Annotated in this window: 13 protein-coding genes; 8 read left to right on the top strand and 5 right to left on the bottom strand. The window is 67.5% G+C overall.

Annotation, left to right across the window (positions count from 1 at the left end):
• Window positions 1–56 precede the first annotated feature (56 nt).
• Entirely contained in the window at window positions 57–1,043 is a 987-nt protein-coding gene (locus tag IEY58_RS02145) for an aldo/keto reductase (protein ID WP_189041946.1), read from the top strand.
• 64 nt (window positions 1,044–1,107) lie between these two features.
• Window positions 1,108–1,692, top strand: a complete 585-nt coding sequence (locus IEY58_RS02140; protein ID WP_189041944.1) for a TetR family transcriptional regulator — start codon at window positions 1,108–1,110, stop codon at window positions 1,690–1,692.
• Window positions 1,693–1,737: 45 nt separating this feature from the next.
• On the opposite strand, the gene IEY58_RS02135 is transcribed toward IEY58_RS02140, so the two are convergent.
• The 3 genes from IEY58_RS02135 to IEY58_RS02125 form a co-directional block, all read right to left on the bottom strand.
• Entirely contained in the window at window positions 1,738–2,247 is a 510-nt protein-coding gene (locus IEY58_RS02135; RefSeq protein WP_189041942.1) for an RrF2 family transcriptional regulator, read from the bottom strand.
• Between the two features lie 70 nt (window positions 2,248–2,317).
• On the bottom strand, window positions 2,318–5,164 hold the full coding sequence (locus IEY58_RS02130) for a PAS domain S-box protein (RefSeq protein WP_189041940.1): 2,847 nt from the start codon (window positions 5,162–5,164) through the stop codon (window positions 2,318–2,320).
• A gap of 251 nt (window positions 5,165–5,415) precedes the next feature.
• Window positions 5,416–6,399, bottom strand: coding sequence for a LysR family transcriptional regulator (locus IEY58_RS02125; RefSeq protein ID WP_189041938.1), 984 nt, complete (start codon window positions 6,397–6,399; stop codon window positions 5,416–5,418).
• A gap of 220 nt (window positions 6,400–6,619) precedes the next feature.
• Between IEY58_RS02125 and IEY58_RS02120 the strand changes: the two genes are divergently transcribed.
• Entirely contained in the window at window positions 6,620–7,786 is a 1,167-nt protein-coding gene (locus IEY58_RS02120; RefSeq protein WP_189041936.1) for an efflux RND transporter periplasmic adaptor subunit, read from the top strand.
• Window positions 7,783–10,917: a multidrug efflux RND transporter permease subunit gene (locus IEY58_RS02115; protein WP_189041934.1), complete on the top strand. Its 3,135-nt coding sequence runs from the start codon at window positions 7,783–7,785 to the stop codon at window positions 10,915–10,917. Before IEY58_RS02120 ends, IEY58_RS02115 begins: the two co-directional genes overlap by 4 nt.
• An 80-nt stretch (window positions 10,918–10,997) precedes the next feature.
• Here the strand turns inward: IEY58_RS02115 and IEY58_RS02110 are convergent, their stop codons facing one another.
• Window positions 10,998–11,990 carry a lysylphosphatidylglycerol synthase domain-containing protein gene (locus IEY58_RS02110; protein WP_189041933.1) on the bottom strand — a complete coding sequence of 331 codons (993 nt, stop codon included), beginning with the start codon at window positions 11,988–11,990 and terminating at the stop codon, window positions 10,998–11,000.
• A gap of 137 nt (window positions 11,991–12,127) precedes the next feature.
• On the bottom strand, window positions 12,128–13,855 hold the full coding sequence (locus IEY58_RS02105; RefSeq protein ID WP_407648373.1) for a glucan biosynthesis protein G: 1,728 nt from the start codon (window positions 13,853–13,855) through the stop codon (window positions 12,128–12,130).
• Window positions 13,856–14,169: 314 nt separating this feature from the next.
• Here IEY58_RS02105 and bglX point away from each other — a divergent pair, with 314 nt between their 5' ends.
• The 4 genes from bglX (at window position 14,170) to IEY58_RS02085 (ending at window position 19,278) form a co-directional block, all read left to right on the top strand.
• Window positions 14,170–16,494: a beta-glucosidase BglX gene (bglX, locus tag IEY58_RS02100; RefSeq protein WP_189041925.1), complete on the top strand. Its 2,325-nt coding sequence runs from the start codon at window positions 14,170–14,172 to the stop codon at window positions 16,492–16,494.
• A gap of 209 nt (window positions 16,495–16,703) precedes the next feature.
• Window positions 16,704–17,999: an aconitase X gene (locus tag IEY58_RS02095; RefSeq protein ID WP_189041923.1), complete on the top strand. Its 1,296-nt coding sequence runs from the start codon at window positions 16,704–16,706 to the stop codon at window positions 17,997–17,999.
• A complete protein-coding gene (locus IEY58_RS02090; RefSeq protein WP_189041921.1) occupies window positions 17,996–18,400 on the top strand; it encodes an aconitase X swivel domain-containing protein in 405 nt (134 codons plus the stop codon). Before IEY58_RS02095 ends, IEY58_RS02090 begins: the two co-directional genes overlap by 4 nt.
• Window positions 18,397–19,278: an aldose 1-epimerase family protein gene (locus tag IEY58_RS02085; protein WP_189041919.1), complete on the top strand. Its 882-nt coding sequence runs from the start codon at window positions 18,397–18,399 to the stop codon at window positions 19,276–19,278. The genes IEY58_RS02090 and IEY58_RS02085 overlap by 4 nt, the downstream gene beginning before the upstream one ends.
• Window positions 19,279–19,283: the final 5 nt, after the last annotated feature.

The following is a 19,283-nucleotide window of genomic DNA, read 5'->3' as shown; positions in this document are numbered from 1 at the left end:
TGTAATTTGTCAGTTCGGTCCCATTTGCCGGGTCGGGCAATCATGGGAGCACCCAAATGCAACAGCGGTTTCTCGGGACCAACGGTCCCCGCGTTTCGGCCATCGGCCTCGGCTGCATGGGCATGTCGGGCGTCTACGGCGCGGCCGACGACCAGGAGAGCGTGGCGACCATCCGGGCGGCGCTCGACGCCGGCATCAATCTGCTCAATACGGGCGACTTCTACGGCATGGGCCATAACGAGAGCCTGGTGCGCGAAGCCATTCGCGGCCGGCGCGACCAGGCCTTCGTCGCGGTCAAGTTCGGAGCACTCCGGGGGCCTGACGGCAGCTTCGTCGGCTTCGACGCCCGGCCGGCGGCGCTCAAGACGTTCCTGACCTATACGCTGCAACGGCTCGGCACCGATCATGTCGACCTCTACCAGCCGGCGCGCATCGACCCGGCCGTGCCGGTCGAGGAGACCGTCGGCGCCATCGCCGACATGGTGAAGGCTGGCTACGTCCGGCACATCGGCCTGTCGGAGGCGTCGGCCGCGACGATCCGCCGGGCGCACAAGATCCATCCGATCGCCGCCCTCGAGATCGAATATTCGCTCATCGATCGGGAGATCGAGGCGGAGGTACTGCCGACGCTGCGCGAACTCGGCGTCTCGCTCGTCGCCTATGGCGTGCTGTCGCGCGGCCTCCTGGGCGGCGACGTCAAGCCGGGCCAGACGTTCGAGGCCGGCGACTTCCGCGGCCATGCGCCCCGCTTCGCCGGCGAGAATCTGGCGAAGAACCACGCCATCGTCGAGGCGCTCGCCGCCTTCGCCGCGGCACGCGGCACGACGCCGGCCCAGGTGGCGATCGCCTGGGCGCTCTCGCGCGGGCCGGACGTCGTCCCGCTCGTCGGCACCAAGCGGCGGTCGCGCCTCGCCGAGGCGATCGCCGCGACCGACCTCACGCTCACCGCGGCCGACCTCGCCGAACTCGAGAGCATCGTCCGGCCGGATCAAGTGGCCGGCACGCGCTACGCCGCCGCGCATATGGCGCTCCTCAACGGCTAGCGGACGGCCTACTCTCCTGTCGTGCGGAAGATCAGCCGCACGGCAGGAGAAAGATCGGCCCATCGTGAGCGAGGCGACGCGCGAGCGCATTCTGGAAGCGACCGAGGCCCTGCTGCGCCGCCATGGGCCGGACAAGGTCGCCGTAGTCGACGTGGCGCGCAGCCTCGGCATGAGCCACGCCAACGTCTATCGCTTCTTCGACAGCAAGGGCGCGCTCCGGAACGCCATCGTCGAGCGCTGGCTCGCGCGCGTCACGGCACCGCTCGACGCGATCGTGGCGGCCGAAGGCCCGGCGGGTGAGCGGCTCCACCAATGGTGCATGACGCTCATGGAGACGAAGCGCCGCAAGGTGCTGGACGACCCGGAGATGTTCCGAGCCTACCAAGGCCTGATCGGGGATGCGCGGGACGTGGCGACCCACCACTTGGACCATCTGATCCAGATGGTTCGCAAGTTGATTTCCGACGGCATCGCCACCGGCGAGTTCCGCGTCGCCGACCTCGAGGCCGCGACCCGCCTCGTGCTCGACGCTACCATCCGCTTCCACCATCCGCACCTCGTGGCCGAGACCGGAGGCGCGGACCTGACGCCGCGCGCCGAGGTGGTGATCCGCGCGATCCTGGGCGCATTGGCCGGCGGCGTGGTTTAGCCGCCGCGGGCTTCCGCTCGCAGCGAGCCGGCCGCAATCCGTGCTTCAGATCACGAAATCGACGATGCCGTCGCACTTGCTGGCAAGGCCCGCGAGCCGGCTCAGGCGACAGAGCTCGGTCAGGCTCACCCGGTCGAATTCGGCCAGCACCAGTTCATGCACCCGCTCGACCATCGGCAGCACGACTTTGCGCATGGTCGGCGACGGCGATTCCGTGAACGGCGTCGGCTTGTCCTGGCCCATCATGGCGCGCGCGATGGCACCGACCGTGATGCTGCCGCGCTCGCTGCCCAGGAGATAGCCGCCGTTCGGGCCGCGCACGCTCTTCAAGAGGCCGGCCCGCGACAGGCGCTGCAGGATCGCCTCGAGCTTGCGCGTCTCGAGCCCCTGGCGCTGGCCGAGCTCAGCGGCCGGCAGCGGGCCGCTGGCGCCGTTGAACGCCACGTCGAGCATGATGTCGATCGCGAGCAGGAAGCGCCGGGGCAGCCAGGCGGCCAATCCCCGCAGCAAGGCTTCCGCGTCCTGCTCGGTTTCTGCCCCGTTACTCGCCGGCATCGTCAAAACGCGTCTCCCCACCATCCTGTTTGCGCGATTGCCGTCATCTTACATGATCGGCACGTGGAAATCAGCTCTCGGCCGCACCGTTCGCTCGCATCTCGAGCTGCTCGCGGATCACGCTTGCCAACTGGTCGATCGTGCTCTGCGACTTGACCAGCACGGCGACGAGCTCGTCGTGCCGGGCGGGATCGACCTCCTGCGCCGAGAACAGCACGGTTGGTGGCGACCGGTCGCCGTTGATGGCCTTGACGTCGTCGAGCAGCGCCAGGCCCGAACCGTCGACCAGGCCCACGTCGAGGATCACGAGATCGATGTCGCCGCCCTCGAGCCGCCGGCGTGCCTCGAACAGCGAGGGGGCCGCAACCACGTCGGCCTGGTCGCGCAGCGCATATTCGACCAGCTTCACGATGTCCGGATCGTCCTCGACATGGAGCACGCGCGGCTTGCCCGCGCGGCGGCGCGCCAGGTCGAGCGCGTGGCGCAGACGGTCGCTTTCGACCGGCTTGCCGATCCAGTCGACGACGCCCAGCACATTGCCGACAAGCGCGTGGTCCGCGGCCCGTTCGTCGAGACAGGCCGAGATCACGATGACCGGCATGTTGGCGTGGCGCTCGTCGGCGCGGATCCGGCGCAGCATGGCGATGCCGTCGCCGTCGGGCAGGCGCAGGTCGAGCGTCATGGCATCAAAACGGCCGGCATCGAGCAGGCGCATGGTTTCGTCGGCCGTGGCGGCGCGGATCGGCGCATAGCCCGCCTCGGCCAGCTGCACCCTCAGGATCTGCGCCACGCCGTCGTCGTCCTCGCAGATCAGCACCCGCTTGTCGCCGCCTTCCGGCAGCGCCAGGTCGGTCAGGCGCCCGCGCTTTTCGGGCAGGTCGACGAAGAAGGTCGAACCAGCACCCCATTCGGACTCGAAGCCGATACGCCCGCCGTGGCGTTCGATGATCGACTTGACGATCGACAGGCCCAGTCCCGTGCCGCCCTTCTGGCGGCTGTCCGATGCGTCGGCCTGGGCAAATTTCTGGAAGATGCGCGGCTTGAACGCGTCCGGAATACCGCGGCCATGGTCGACGACCGCCAGATGGACCATGCCGGACGAGCGTTGCGGCACGATCTCGACCGTGCTGCCGGCCGGCGAGAACTTGACGGCGTTCGAGATCAAATTGGTCAGCACCTGCAAGAGGCGATGTTCATCGCCCCAGACCTCGGCCTCGAACAGGTCGCCGACCACCTGCAGCGTGACCTGGAATTTCGCGGCATAGTCCAGGTTCTCGGCGACCGCCCGCTCGATGAGCCGCGGGACCGACACGCCCGCGAACTCGAACACGAGCTTGCCGGCCTCGATGCGTTCCAGGTCGAGGATGTCGTTGATGAGGCGGACCAGCCGGTCGCAGTTCGAGCGCGCGATCGCGACCAGGCTTTGCGCCTTGTCGGGCAGCGCACCCGCCGTGCCTTTGGCCATGAGGGCGAGCGCGCCCGAGATCGAGGTGAGCGGAGTCCGGAGCTCGTGGCTCACGGTCGACACGAACTCGTTCTTCACCCGCTCGAGCGCACGCTTTTCGGTGATGTCGCGGATTGCGGCCACGAACAGGCGCTGGCCGCGCAGCACGGTCTCGGTCAGCGCGATCTCCATCGGGAAGATCGTGCCGTCGGAGCGCAACCCCTCGACCTCGCGCACCACGCCCATGATCGACGAGAAGCCGGTCTCGAGATAGCGCTCGATATAGCCGTCGTGCGCGGAGGCAAAGGGCTCGGGCATGAGCATGCGCACGTTGCGCCTGAGGACCTCGTCGGCCGGGTAGCCGAAGATCGTCTCTGCCGCGCGGTTGAAGCTCTCGATCGAGCCCGACGGATTGACCGTGACGATGGCGTCGAGCACGCTGTCGTTGACGGCCGCGAGCCGCTGATGGCTTGCCGCCAGCTCCTGCTGGGCCTGCTCGAGGGCGGTGATGTCGGTGATCGATTTGAGCCGGACCCCGTTCGTCTCGTCGACGACGCCGCTCGCGACCGCGAGCACGGTCCGGGTGGTGCCGTCGGGACGCTGCACGATCAGACGCTTCGCGACGCCGGGGGCGGCGAATTCGTCGAACAAAGCGGGTCGCCGGCCGACGAGCTCGGCCTCGCTCTCGCCCATCAGGGTCATGAAGGCCGCGTTCATCCGGCGCAGATTGCCGTCCGGCCCGACGAGCCCGATGCCGACCCGCACCGTGTCGAAGATCATCTGGAGCAACCGTTCGCGGGCGTGGCCCTCCTCCTCGGCCGCGGCCCGGCGGATCGTTTCGCGCCGCACCAGCAGCAGGGCGGCCGCGATCACCAGCAGCATGACCAGGCCGGCACCGAGGAAGATCCAGAGGCCCTGCCGTCTGGCGCTATCGGTAGCCGCGGAGCGTTCGGCCAGCAGATCCAGTTCAGTCCGGCGCATCGTGTCGATGAGCCCCCGGATCTCCGCCATCACGGTGACCCCCTTGCCCGACGGCGAAGGAGTCGTGATCGGTTTGGCGCCATTCGCCTGAAAGCGCGCAATGCCCTGCGTGAACCCGTCGCGGCGCTCGGCGATCAGCTCGACCAGGCGATGCACCCTTTCATGCTGCACCGGATTGTCGGCCACCTCGGCGTCGAGCTCGGCCGGCAGGCGATCGAGCTCGGCATTGGCCTTGGCCAGCGCCGACAGGAACCGGTCGTCGCCGGTGAGGTCGTAGCCGCGCACGCTCGTTTCGGCATCGGTGATGGCGATGCGCAGCGCAGCCAGCTTGTCGATCACCTCGTAGGTGTGCCGGACCCAGGCCTCGCGCTCTGCAACAGCGTTCTGGGCACGGAGCGCCAGCGCCAGGCTGCCGCTCATGATCACGACCAGCGCGAGGCCTGCCAGACCGATGGCCGCGCGTTCTTGTGTGCGAATGATCCCCAGGAGCAACGACCCGACCTCCCTGCCCGACCTGTCTGGCGGAGAACCCTTGCGGCCGGGTCCGCGCACGAGGGTGGTGCACCACCGTTCTTCCGGCGGTTGACCCTTCCGGCGGTTGACCGGCGGCCGAACGCACCCCGGCACCACCTTAACTTGATCGATGATTAATTACACACGCTCAATAACCATCGCGATGCGCTGGCCCACGCCGATGCACATGGTGCAGAGCGCCCGCTTGGCCTGCCGCACGTCGAAACTCTTCAGCCGCGATCGTCGCCCGGACTGCCATCGGCCGCTGCCGCACCGTGCCCTTCGGCCTCGATCTCGCTGTCCAGGGGGCGCGCCGCCTCGGCGACGAGGTCGCGAAACCAGCGTTCGGCCGGATCCACCTCGGTCTTGACGTGCCAGACCATGGAGACGTCGATCAGCTGGACGAACGGCAGGTCGATCAGGACCAGGTCGTCAGCATGACGCAGCAGGGCCTCGGCAGTGATGCGCGGCAGGGTCGCGATCATCGTCGTCGTGCGCAGCACCGGCGGCAGCGCCAGGTAGGTCCCGACCGTCGCCGCCACGCGGCGCTTCAGGCCGCGCGCTGCCAGATGCGGGTCAATCGCCCGGATCGCCTTGCCCGACGGCGACATGACGATGTGCGGCCAGGCGACATAGCGCTCGGCCGTCAGCGGCTCCGCCAGTACCGGATGGCGGCAATGGACGAGGCCGCTCAGCCGGTCGCGATAGATCAGGCGGCGGCCGAAGCGCGGCGCCTGGTCGCGGAAATGCCCGATGGCGAGCGTGACGCCGCCGCCGTCGAGCTGCTCCGGCGCCGCCGCGACGTCGAGCGGCATCAGGCGCAAGTCGGCATTGGGCGCCCGCTCGACCATCGTTCGGATCAGCCGCTCGATGAGCGCCACCTCGGCATATTCGCTGATGGTCGCGGAAAAGCTGCGGCGGGTGGTCGCGGGGTCGAAGCCGTGTTGCAGATCGAGCGCCCGGCGAATGCGGTCGAGTGCCACCTCAACGAGAATTCCAATCTCATGCGCCTTGGGCGTCGGCTCCATGCCGTGCGGCAGGCGGACGAACAGCTCGTCCCCGAACAGATGGCGTAATCGCGTGAGGGAATGGCTGAGCGCCGGCTGGGAGACACCGATCGAGACGGCGGCGCGCGTCACCGACCGTTCGCGCAGCAATGCCTCGAACGCTTTCAATAGGTTGAGATCGACGGCCGCGATATTCGTCGCATTCATGCATGCAATATAATTAATCGATTTGGTCTATGCCAGCTCCGTTCATAGCTTGCAGTGCAGCAAAGGTTCCCCGCTCGAAACCGCATGAGAGATGCTATTTTGTTCCACGCGCGACCGCCGGGGGCGAATGGGCGGCAGCCAGTCGTGACCGCGACAGAATACGTGACCGCAACAGAATATTCGCGAGCCGGGCAGCTGGCCGGCCGGCAGGAGTAACGAGATGCGTAAGGCTTTGGTCCCCGGTGTAGTCGCGGTGGCTTTGGTCGCGGCGGGTGGCGCCTGGTTTGCCGGCCGCGCACCTGCCTCGGCGGAGGGACCGGCCGAAGGCCCGCCGCCGGTCCCGGTCGTCTCGGGCAAGGTCAAGACCGAGGACGTACCGATCCTCAAGACCGGCATCGGCACCGTCTCGGCATTCAATACCGTGACCGTGAAAGTGCGCGTCGACGGCCAGCTCGAGAAGGTCGCCTTCACCGAAGGGCAGGAGGTCAAGGCCGGCGATCTCCTGGCCCAGATCGACCCGCGGCCCTATCGCGCAGTGCTCGACCAGGCGACCGCGGCCAAGGCGAAGGACGAGGCGCTGCTCGCCAACGCGAAGCGCGATCTCACGCGCGACGAAGGCCTCATCAGCAAGCAGTTCGTGAGCCAGCAGGTGCTCGACACCCAGCGGGCACTCGTCGACCAGCAAACCGCGCAGGTCGCGGCCGATCAGGCGGCGATCGACGCCGCCAAGGTCAATCTCGCCTATACCACCATCACCTCGCCGCTCGACGGCCTGACCGGCATCCGGCTGGTCGACCAGGGCAACATCGTGCATGCGACCGATACGAGCGGCCTCGTGGTCATCACCCAGACCCATCCGATCTCGGTCATCTTCACGCTGCCGGAAAACCTGCTGGACCAGATCAACGAGGCGCGCGCCGGCGGCACGCCGCTCAAGGTCATCGCCTATTCGGCCGACGACTCGACGAAGCTCGGCGAAGGGACCTTGGCGCTCATCGACAATCAGATCGACCAGACGACCGGCACGCTCAAGCTGAAGGCGACCTTCCCGAACCCGGACAACCGGCTCTGGCCCGGCGAGTTCGTGTCGGCGCGCCTGCTCACCGCCACACGCAAGGGCGGCCTCACCGTGCCGGCGCAGACGATCCAGCGCGGGCCGATCGGCACGTTCGTCTGGGTGATCAGGCCGGACAACTCCGTCGAGATGCGGACGGTCACGGTCGGCCAGATCCAGGGCGGCACCGCGCTCGTCGACAAGGGTCTCACCGCCGGTGAGACCGTGGTGGTCGACGGTCAGTACAAGGTCAAGGTCGGCGGCAAGGTCATCGCCACACCGCAGGGATCCCAGACCGCCGACGTCGTGGCGCCGGGGGACGCCGCCAAGTGAGCATCTCGACCCCGTTCATCAAGCGCCCGATCGCCACCTCGCTCCTGATGGCGGGGCTGTTCCTCGTCGGTGCCGTGGCATATCCGCTGCTGCCGGTCGCCCCGCTGCCGCAGGTCGACTTCCCGACGATCCAGGTCAGTGCCTCGCTGCCGGGCGCCAGCCCCGACACGATGGCGTCCTCGGTCGCAACCCCGCTCGAGACCCAGCTGGCCCAGATCGCGGGCGTGGCGCAGCTCACCTCGACGAGCGTCTTGGGCTCGACCAGCGTCGTGGTGCAGTTCGATCTCACCCGCAATATCGACGCGGCGGCGACGGACGTGCTGGGTGCCATCAACGCCGCCTCCGGCCAGCTGCCGAAGAACCTGCCGAACGCGCCGACCTATCGCAAGGTCAACCCGGCGGACGCGCCGGTGCTGCTGCTCGCCGTCTATAGCCCGAGCCTGCCGCTGACCGAGGTCGACGACGCCGCCGAGACGTTGCTTGCCCAGCAGATGTCGCAGATCTCCGGCGTCTCCCAGGTCAGCGTGTTCGGCCAGCAGAAGCCGTCGGTGCGCGTGCAGATCGACCCGGCGAAGCTCGCCAGCATGGGCCTGAGCCTCGAGGACATCCGCACGACACTCGGCACCGTCACGGTCGACCAGCCCAAGGGCAGCTTCGACGGCGACAACCAGAGCTTCACGATCTACAACAACGACCAGCTGACCATCGCCAAGGACTACCAGGACGTCATCCTGGCATATCGCAACGGCGCGCCCGTCCGCATCCGCGACGTGGGCCAGGCGGTCGACGGCCCGGAAAACACTCGCCTCGCCTCCTGGCAAAGCGGCAAGCGCGGCATCACGCTGGGCGTGTTCCGCCAACCGGGCGCCAACGTCATCGACGTGGTCAATTCCGTGATGGCCGCCCTGCCGCGCCTGCGCGCGGCGATGCCGCCTCAGATCGATGTCAACATCATCTCGGATCGCACCCAGACGATCCGCGCCTCGGTCTCCGACGTGCAGTTCACGCTCATGCTGACCGTGGGGCTCGTCGTCATGGTCATCTTCGTGTTCCTGCGGAATTTCTGGGCGACGGTCATCCCGAGCATCACGGTGCCGGTCTCGCTCGTCGGCACGTGCGCCGTCATGTATGTCGTCGGCTACAGCCTCGACAATCTGTCGCTGATGGCACTCACCATCTCGGTGGGATTCGTCGTCGACGACGCGATCGTGATGATCGAGAACATCGTGCGTCACCTGGAAGAGGGCATGAAGCCGCTCGACGCGGCACTCAAGGGTGCCGGCGAAATCGGCTTCACCATCGTCTCGATCAGCCTGTCGCTCATCGCGGTCTTCATCCCGCTCCTGCTCATGGGCGGCATCATCGGCCGCCTGTTCCACGAGTTCGCGGTCACGGTGACCGTGACCATCATGGTTTCGGCCGTGGTCTCGCTGACGCTGACGCCGATGATGTGCTCGCGCTTCCTCAAGGACGAGGCGCATGTCCAGCACGGCCGGCTCTACAACATCATGGAGCGATTCTTCGACGGCATGCGCGACGGCTACGCCTATGGCCTGCGCTGGGTGCTGCGCCACCAGTTCCTGACGCTCTTGAGCCTGCTCGCGACCATCGGCTTGACCGTGTTCCTGTTCATCACCATCCCGAAGGGCTTCTTCCCGCAGCAGGACACCGGCTTCATCCAGGGCGTCTCGGAGGCATCGCAGGACATCTCGTTCCAGGCGATGATGGAGAAGCAGCAGGAACTGATGAAGATCATCGCCGCCGATCCGGACGTCTACAGCTTCAATTCGTCGGTCGGCTCGACCGGCGGCTCGCGCACCGGCAACAACGGCAATTTCTACATCACGCTGAAGCAGAAGCCGGAACGCAAGGCGTCGGCCGGTGAGATCATCACGCGGCTCCGGCCGAAGCTGGCGCAGGTCCAAGGCATCGCGCTGTTCCTCCAGGCGTCCCAGGACATCAATGTCGGCGGCCGCTCGTCCAAGACCCAGTATCAGTACACGCTGCAGGATTCGAACCTGGACGAGCTCAATCACTGGGCGCCGCTGCTGCAGGAGAAGCTCGGCAAGCTACCGATGGTCCGTGACGTCGCGACCGACCAGCAGACGAATGCGCCGACCGTCACCATGACGATCGACCGCACGACGGCGGCGCGCTTCGGCATCCAGCCGCAGGTCATCGACGACACGCTCTACGACGCCTTCGGCCAGCGCCAGGTCGCGCAATATTTCACGCAACTCAGTCAGTACCACGTCATCCTGGAAGTGCCACCGGCACTGCAGGGCGACCCGGCGGCGCTCGACAAGATCTATGTGAAGTCGCCGGTAACGAACGGCATGGTGCCGCTGTCGACCTTCGTCAAGCTCGACACGACCAAGACCAACTATCTGTCGATCGCGCACCAGGGCCAGTTCCCCGCGGTGACCCTGAGCTTCAACCTGGCGCAGGGCGCCTCCCTCGGCGAGGCGGTGAGCGCCATCCAGGAGGCCGAGGCGCAGATGAAGCTGCCGGCGACGATCATCGGCACGTTCCAGGGCAACGCCCAGGCGTTCCAGTCGTCGCTGTCGACCACGCCCTATCTGATCGCAGCCGCCCTCGTCGTCGTCTACATCATCCTGGGCGTGCTCTACGAAAGCTACATCCACCCGATCACGATCCTCTCCACCCTGCCGTCGGCCGGCGTCGGCGCGATCCTGATCCTGATGGTGTTCCACTTCGACCTGAGCGTGATCGCGCTCATCGGCATCATCCTCTTGATCGGCATCGTCAAGAAGAACGCGATCATGATGATCGACTTCGCGCTCGAGGCGGAGCGCAACCGCGGCTTGAAGCCCGAGGAATCGATCTACGAAGCCTGCCTCATGCGCTTCCGGCCGATCATGATGACGACCATGGCGGCCATGCTGGGCGGCGTGCCGCTGATGTTCGGCCAGGGGACCGGCGCCGAGATCCGCCAGCCCCTGGGCTTCTCGATCGTTGGCGGCCTCATCCTGTCGCAGATGCTGACGCTCTATACGACGCCGGTCGTCTATCTCTACATGGACCGGCTCAACAACTGGCTGGGCCGCTCGGCGCGCGAGAAGCGGCCGTCCCGCATCCAGCGGGCCCTCGCCGGCACGCCCGGGGAATAAGACCCGGCGAATAAGGCCCGGGCCCGGACGCCCGCCCCCGAGGCGCGGACCCTACACACAATCGACCGGGCGGTCGCTCGTCAGGCGCCGCCGCGGCGCAGCAGTGGCGGCAGCTTGATGCGCCGGAACTCGATCATCTGCCAGGCGGCAAGCCCGGGCAGGCCGATCGCGAGATCGGGCAGCCGCTTCACCAGCGAGAGCGACAGGGCGGTTGTGGGCGTGAGGCCGAACAAGCCGCCCAGCAGGATGAAGCCGCCCTCCTGGATGCCAAGCGCGCCCGGCACGGCGAAAGCGGCGGAGCGCACGGCCTGCCCCAGGCTTTCCAGCACCAGCGCCTCGGCGAAGCTGACCGGCTGGCCCATGCGGTCGAGCGCCAGCCAGATCTCGAGGATCCCGCAGCTCCAGCCGATGGAATGGACGATGCACGCCCCGGCGATCCGCCCGTGGGCGGCATAGATCGCGCGCAAGCCCGCCTGCAGGTCGAGCGGCCGTTCCGGCACCAGCCCGGGCAGGAAGCGCTGGATCATGCCCATGCCCCGGTCGACGAGGGCGAACAGCCCCAGGCGCTGGGTCAGAAAGAAGCCGCCGACCGCCGGCACCGCCAGGATCAGGCCGCCGCCGATCTCGCGCACCACGGGCGTGTCGCCGAACGCCAGCCACAGCGCCATGAGGCCGGTCACCGCGAACAGGCCCTGCGTCGCGGTCTGCAGCAGGAGGTCGACCAGGATCGAGGCGCCGGCGAGCCCCGCCGGCACGCCGAATTGCGCCAGCAGCCGGCCGCCAATGATATCGCCGCCGACCTGGACCGCGGGCAGAAGGGAATTGATCGCCTCACGAATGAGGCGCAGGCCGACGTAGAGGGCAAACGGGCGGCTCGCCTTATGCCCGAGCGTCAGACCCCAGGCGACGCCGGCGCAGGTGAGCGCCAGGAGGCGGATCAGCACGACGACGACCAGCCCCCAGCCGATCGCGGCAACGCCCCGCAGGATGTCGGCGAATCCGTTCGAGACCAGCACCGCCACGAAGGCGATGATGCCGATCAGGAGGGCCAACAACACGGTCGAACGGATCACGCCTTACCTCGTTCGAAACACGCCAGATCTATTATGCCGCAGTGCAAACGCTTCTTGGAATGATATGCAGCCCGCGACATGAAAATCCTCTCCGGGCCGAAAGGCTTCCGGAGGCGCGTGACGGCGGAGGTGGTAGGCTACTCGCTGGCCTTGAAAAGATTGAGCGAGGCCTGTCCTTCCCTAGCAGGCCTGGCGGCCGGCGAGGGCGGGATCTGAAGGCTCCAGGTTTCGGTGAGCGTGCGCCCGGCCAGTTCGAGCGCTGCACGCAATTCAGACGCCTTGGTCGCATCCTTGACCTTGATCCGAAAGGTGAGGCGCCGGCCTTTGATTGCGGGGTTAGGCTGAAGCTCCGATCCGACGATTTCCACATTGTCGTTGGCGCTGACGCGCGCGACGACCGGAGCCTCGGGTGCGAGATCGCCGAGCGAGGGGCCGGTGAAATCGACCAGGAAGGCAAGCGTGCCATCGTAGGCGCGGACAAGGTTGGACTGATAGACCTCGCCTGTGGCGTGCATGGTCTGCCAAACGTACGACAGGCCGCCCTCCAGAATGGCGGGCTCGTCCCTCGTAAAGCGGATGCGGTAGTCGAACTGCAGGGGTTGGCCGGGCGCCGGAAGCGTGTCGGGCGCCCAGAAAGCGACGATGTTGTCGTTGGTCTCGTCGAGCGTGGGAATCTCTACGAGGCGCACATGGCCCTTACCCCAGTCGTTGGTTGGCTCGATCCAGGCGCTGGGGCGCAGATCGTAGCGGTCCTTCAGATCCTCGTACCGCGAAAATTCCCGGCCGCGCTGGAGAAGGCCGAAGCCCTTCGGATTCTCCATCGCGAAGCTGCTGAGGGCCACCATGGATGGGTTGTTGAGAGGGCGCCAGATCCATTCGCCGGTGCCCGTGTGAAGTGCCAGCCCGTTGGAGTCATGGATCCCGGGGCGGAAATTATGAACCGGCAGGGGCTGGGTAGGGCCGTAGAGAAACATGCTGGTCAAGGGTGCCACGCCAAGCACCGCCGGCGCCCCGCCCGAACGCAGGAAAACGCGGGCCTTGACACCGAGCATTGTGTCGGCGCCGGGCGTCAGGGTGAACTCATAAGCGCCCGTCGCGTGCGGGGCATCGAGCAGGGCGTAAAAGGTCAGGTACCGGTCCTGTGGCGCGGGGCGACGAATCCAGTACTCGCGGAAGACGGGAAACTCTTCAGGGGCCGAAAGGCCGGTGTCGATGGCCAGCCCGCGCCCCGACAGGCCGTAGATCTGGCCCTTGCCGATGACGCGGAAATAGCTGGCACCCAGCAGGCTCATGATCTCGTCTTCTTTGCCGGGCTGGTTGATCGGGTACAACACCCGGAACCCGGCCCAGCCGAGCTTGCTGGTCTGGTCGCGGTCGAAATGCAGGTCGCCGAAATCGAAGCGGTCCGGGGCGTAGCGGATCTCCTGCGCGGCGCCGTCGACGATCTCGCTGATCTTCACCGGCGTATTGAACTGCATCCCCTGATGGTAGAAGGCCAGTTTGAAGGGCGTGTCGAGCCCCGCCCACGTGAACCGGTCGCGCCGGGGCTGTATCTTCTGATAGTCGGAGAACTGCATCCTGCTGAAGGCGTCGGGCAGGTTACTGGCTGGAGCGACATACGGCGCGTCCGCCAGCGCCTTCGCCCTGACCGTCACCTGTTCCAGCCCGAAGCCGGCCGGCGGGTCCTGCGCGAACGCAGGCGTGCCCAGGGCGAGGATGGCAGCGGCCAACCAGCCCAGAGCTTTGCCCAAGCGCGCAAACCCCGGCCTCGACTGAGCCGATCCGTACAAAATCAAAGCCAATCCCCGCCAGGTCAGGAAGCGTCGAGCCGGATTACGCAACCCGGCCACAGGATGGGTCGACAAGTTCACAGTAGTTCCTTTAAAGGTTCAGGCCCAGGATGGTGCCCCCGCCTCGGTCAGCCGTGACGCGCGTGAGCACAAATGCCTATCATTGGGACAAGGGTCAAGGAACGAGCGCCAAACACCTTGACCCGCGCCCGCGCCGTTTCCGGCCACCACAATCGAAGTGAACGAACATAATAATTATGGGCTCTGCAAACAGTGTGCCGGTTGCGGATAAACTGGAAGTGAACTCCCACCCGGATGCGACGGGGGGCGGTCTGTCCCGACGACAGGCTCTCGGCGTCATGGCGTCGGCCGCCGCCTGGGTGACGGGAATGGCTGCGCAGCTGGCAATAACGGTGCCGGGACAGGCCCAACCGCCAGCCGATCCATCAGCCGATCCGGGCGCCAAGAAGGCCTTCATCGACGACCTGATCTCGCGCATGACCGTCGACGAGAAGGTCGGCCAGCTGCGCCTGATCAGCATCGGCCCGGAGATGCCGATCGCCCAGCTGGAGGACGAGATCGCGGCCGGCCGCATCGGCGCATCCTTCAACACCGTCGTCCGGCGCGACAACCGGCCGCTGCAGGAGGCCGCCGTCAAGCGCAGCCGGCTCAAGATCCCGCTGTTCTTCGCCTACGACATCGTGCACGGCCATCGCACGGCCTTCCCGATCCCGCTCGGCCTCGCATCGAGCTTCGACATGGCGGCGATCGAGCGCATGGCCCGCGTCTCGGCGCTCGAGGCCTGTGCCGACGGCGTGGACATGACCTTCGCGCCCATGGTCGACATCGGCCACGACCCGCGCTGGGGCCGCGTCTCGGAAGGCTTCGGGGAAGACCCCTATCTCGCATCCGAATGCGCGCGTGCCAGCGTGCACGGCTTCCAGGGCTCCGGCGTCAACCGGCCAGACACGATCATGGCCGCCGTCAAGCATTTCGCGCTCTACGGCGCGGTCGAGGGCGGGCGCGACTACAACACGGTCGACATGAGCCCGCTGCGCATGCACCAGGTCTATCTGCCGCCCTATCGCGCCGCGATCGACGCCGGCGCGGGCGGCGTCATGGTGGCGCTCAATTCCATCAACGGCGTGCCGGCGACCGCCAACACCTGGCTGCTGCAGGACCTGCTGCGCAAGCAATGGGGCTTCCGCGGCATCACGATCAGCGACCATGGCGCCATCACCGAGCTCATGAAGCACGGCGTGGCGCGCGATGCGCGCGAGGCGGCCAAGCTCGCCATCAAGGCCGGCATCGACTTGAGCATGGCCGACAAGGTCTATCTGGCCGAGCTGCCGGGCCTCGTCGCCTCGGGCGAGATCACGATGGCCGAGCTCGATGCGCGGGTGCGCGAGGTGCTGGGCGTCAAGTACGATCTCGGCCTGTTCGCCGATCCCTTCCTGCGCATGGGCTCGCCCGCCGACGATCCGGTGGACGACAAGGCCGACAACCGCCTGCATCGCCGGCCGGCACGCGAAGTCGCCCGCGAGACCATCGTGCTGTTGGGGAACCGCAACCGGACCCTGCCGCTGAAGAAGGCCGGAACCATCCTGCTCACCGGGCCGCTCGCCGAGTCCGGGCTCGACATCCTAGGCAGCTGGTCGGCCCAGGCCGTTGCCAAGCTCGCCGTCACGCTGCGCGCAGGCATCGAGACCGCGGTCGAGGGCAAGGCGCGCGTCTTGACCGCGCGCGGCTGCAACATCACCGACAATCCCAAGGTCGTCGACTATCTCAACTATCTGAACTGGGACACGCCCGAGGTCGTGCAGGATCCGCGCGCGCCTGAGGTGATGATCGCCGAGGCCGTGGAGCTGGCGGCACAGGCCGACGTCGTGATCGCGGCCGTCGGCGAAACGCGCGGCATGTCGCACGAGTCCTCGAGCCGCGTCGACATCGACCTGCCCGGCTCGCAGCGCGCGCTGCTGAAGGCGCTCAAGGCGACCGGCAAGCCGCTGGTCGTCGTGCTGATGAACGGCAGGCCGCTGGCCATCGACTGGGAGAAAGACAACGCCGACGCGCTGCTGGAGACCTGGTATACCGGCACGGAGGGCGGCAACGCCATCGCCGACGTGCTGTTCGGCGACCATAATCCTTCAGCCAAGCTCCCGATCAGCTTCCCGCGCTCGGTCGGCCAGATCCCGATCTATTACAACCATCTGCGCATCGGGCGCCCGCTGACGGAGGGCAAGCCCGGAAACTACACCTCGCAATATTTCGAGGAGCAGAACGGGCCGCTCTATCCCTTCGGCTTCGGGCTGAGCTACAGCCGCTTTTCCCTGTCGAGCCTGAAGCTCTCGGCCTCCCGGATCTCCTATGGCCAGAGCCTGACTGCCGAGGCTACGTTGACCAACGAGGGCCCCTATGAGGGTGCCAACGTGGTGCAGCTCTACATCTCCGAAAGCTATGCCTCCGTGGCACGGCCGGTGAAGGAGCTGAAAGGCTTTCAGAAAGTGACCCTCAAGCCCGGCGAAAGCCGGGTCGTGCGCTTCGAGATCGGCGAGGAACAGCTGAAGTTCGTCAATGCCGAACTGCGCGAAGTGGTCGAGAGCGGGCAGTTCAGCGTGCAGCTCGGCCTCGATTCCCACGAAGTTTTGGAGCAGAGCTTCGAGCTTGCCGAGGCTTTGGAACACGCCGATCAAAACCAGAAGTCGCCGGGATAAGGGCTTCGGGATAGAACTCTGACTTCGAGAGCCCGACGGAACGGGACGCTATCGTAGCTGCGATCAGCGCCCTGGCGAACGACACGTCGACCATGAGGCTCGCGCCTTGTCGTCGCTCACTTGCCCGGCTTGACGCCGCAGTGCAGCGACGGTCATCGTTCGAGGACGGGAAAGCCGCCGAGATCGTCCGCCGCCGATGAAACCGTCTCATGAGCCTTGAACTGAGCCGCGACGACGAGGCGATGCTGGCCGGGCGGGATGGGCCGGCTGCCGCCATGGCGCTCCGGATCGTCGCGGATACCGCCCGGATGCTGGGTGCCCGACGGTTGATCGACATCGCGTCGGCCCATATCGACGGCTGCCTCTATCACGGCGACAGCGGCACGCTGTTCGCCGAGCGCCTGCTCACCGACGGCGGCCGCGTGCGCGTGCCGACCACGCTCAACGTGGGTGCGCTCGACCTCGTCCACCCCGGGCGGGAGCGGCTTGATGCGGCCCAGGCCGCCATGGCGCGGCGGCTGATGGCGGCCTATGCCGGGCTCGGCTGCCGCGAGAGCTGGACCTGCGCGCCCTATCAGGCCGGCCACCGCCCTCAACTCGGCCAGGACGTCGCCTGGGGCGAGTCGAACGCGGTCGTGTTCTGCAATTCGGTGCTGGGTGCCCGCACCAACCGCTATGGCGACTTTCTCGACATCTGCGCGGCCTTGACCGGCCGCGCGCCGCGCGCCGGCCTGCACCTGCCGGAGAACCGGCGGGCGACGCTGCTGATCGACGCTTCCGGCCTCAATCCGGCGCTTGTCGCCGAGGATGCGTTCTACCCGGTGCTGGGCTCTTGGCTCGGCCAGGCCGTGGGCGACGCGATTGCCGCGATCGATGGTCTGCCCGGACCGCTCGCCGAGGGCCCGCTCGTCAAGGGCCCGCTCGCCGAGGATCGCTTGAAGGCTCTGGGCGCCGCCGCGGCGTCGACCGGCTCGGTCGGCCTGTTCCATGTCGTGGGCGTGACGCCCGAGGCGCCTACCCAAGCGGCCGCGTTCGGCGGCCTGGCACCGCGCGAGACGATCCGGCTTGATGCCGCCATGCTGGAGGCGGCGCGGCGGCGGCTCTCGACCGGGCTGGTGCCACCCGACGGCCGCGTTGATGCGGTCGCGATCGGCAGCCCGCACCTGTCGGAGGCCGAGATCGATGCGGTGATCCGCGGCTTCGCCGGCCGCCGTACGACGATCCCGTTCTATGCTTGCACGGGCCGACACGTGCTGGAGCGCATCGCGGGCGACGGCCGGCAGGCGGCACTTGATGCGGCCGGCATCACCGTGATCGCCGATACCTGCATCGTCGTGACGCCGATCCTCGCCGCCCGATCCGGGCTGCTCGTCACCAACTCCGGCAAGTTCGCCCATTACACGCCGGCCAATACCGGCTGGAACGTGCTCTACGGCAGCCTCACGGACTGTATCGAGAGCGCCGTCGCCGGCCGGCTGGTCCGTGACGAGGCGATCTGGCGATGAAGGCCGAAGCGATCCTGCCCGGCACGGCCGCGGGGCCGGTCCTCAGGCTCGACGGGCCCTTGAGCTTCTGGGGCGGCGTCGATCCTGCGACCGGCACGCTCACCGACCCGCGCTCGCCGCACCACGGCGTGCCGATCGGCGGCGCCGTGCTCATGGTGCCGGAGACGCGCGGATCGAGCTCGTCGAGCGCCGTCATGCTGGAGCTGCTCGCAGCGGGCCGGGCGCCGGCGGCGCTGGTCCTCGGCCGGGGCGACGCGATCGTCGGCCTGGGCATCCTGGTCGCGCGCGAGATGGGCTGGCCCACCATTCCGCTGCTGGTCCTGCCGGCCGCCGACCAGGCGGGCTTTGCGGACGGCGAGCGGGTCACCATCACCACGGACGGGATCATCGAACGGCAATGAGCGATACGGTCACGATCGAAAGCGGTGGGATCAAAGCGCGCTTCCGGGCGCAGGGCGCGGAGCTCATCTCGCTCACCCATGACGGTGCCGAGCGGATCTGGCAGGCCGATCCGGCGGTCTGGGGCTGGCACGCGCCCAACCTGTTCCCGATCGTGGGGGCACTCGCCGGCGACAAGCTGCATCACAAGGGAGAGAGCTACAGCCTGCCGTCGCATGGCTTCCTGCGCCATACGCCGTGCGCGCTCGTGGCGCACGAGGCCGACCGCTGCACCTGGCGCCTCGACGACACTGCGGCGACGCGCGCGGTCTACCCGTTCCGCTTCACGCTCGAGATCGCCTACGCGCTCGAGGATGAGGCACTCGTCGGCCGCTGGACGCTCGCCAATCCCGGCGACGAGCCGCTGGTCGCGAGCCTCGGCATCCATCCGGCGTTCCGCTGGCCGCTCGATGCCGGCGTCGCCCGCGAGGCCCATCGCCTGGTATTCGAGAGTGACGAGCCGCGGCCGATCCGCCGGATCGCGGGCAAGCTGATCGCACCCGAGGTGGAGCCGACGCCGGTCCAGGGACGCACCCTGATGCTGCACGACGGGCTGTTCGACGCCGATGCGGTGATCATGGACCAGCCGGCGTCGCGGGCGGTCGTGTTCGGGGCGCCCGGCGGCCCGGCGATCGCGATGGACTGGGACTTCCCGCATCTCGGCATCTGGACCAAGCCCGGCGCCCCCTATCTCTGCATCGAGCCGTGGCAGGGGCATGCCAGCCCCGCGGGCTTCGACGGCGAATTTTCGGACAAGCCCGGCACGGTGACCTTGGCACCCGGCGAATGCCGGCAGTGGCAGTACCGCATCCGCCCGCTCGCGCGGTTTCCGGAGGACTAAGAGCC

Origin of the sequence: Aliidongia dinghuensis, from assembly GCF_014643535.1 — a bacterium.
GTDB classification, from domain to species: domain Bacteria; phylum Pseudomonadota; class Alphaproteobacteria; order ATCC43930; family CGMCC-115725; genus Aliidongia; species Aliidongia dinghuensis.
The sequence above is the reverse complement of the archived record's forward strand: the minus strand, read 5'-3'. Positions and strand labels throughout refer to the sequence as shown.

Excerpts from the sequence above, each read along its gene's own strand:
- IEY58_RS02120 (WP_189041936.1), top strand. The coding sequence starts at position 6,620 with ATGCGTAAGGCTTTGGTCCCCGGTGTAGTCGCGGTGGCTTTGGTCGCG.
- IEY58_RS02085 (WP_189041919.1), top strand. The coding sequence starts at position 18,397 with ATGAGCGATACGGTCACGATCGAAAGCGGTGGGATCAAAGCGCGCTTC.
- IEY58_RS02135 (WP_189041942.1), bottom strand. The coding sequence starts at position 2,247 with ATGCCGGCGAGTAACGGGGCAGAAACCGAGCAGGACGCGGAAGCCTTG.
- bglX (WP_189041925.1), top strand. The coding sequence starts at position 14,170 with ATGGCTGCGCAGCTGGCAATAACGGTGCCGGGACAGGCCCAACCGCCA.
- IEY58_RS02095 (WP_189041923.1), top strand. The coding sequence starts at position 16,704 with ATGAGCCTTGAACTGAGCCGCGACGACGAGGCGATGCTGGCCGGGCGG.
- IEY58_RS02090 (WP_189041921.1), top strand. The coding sequence starts at position 17,996 with ATGAAGGCCGAAGCGATCCTGCCCGGCACGGCCGCGGGGCCGGTCCTC.
- IEY58_RS02145 (WP_189041946.1), top strand. The coding sequence starts at position 57 with ATGCAACAGCGGTTTCTCGGGACCAACGGTCCCCGCGTTTCGGCCATC.
- IEY58_RS02125 (WP_189041938.1), bottom strand. The coding sequence starts at position 6,399 with ATGAATGCGACGAATATCGCGGCCGTCGATCTCAACCTATTGAAAGCG.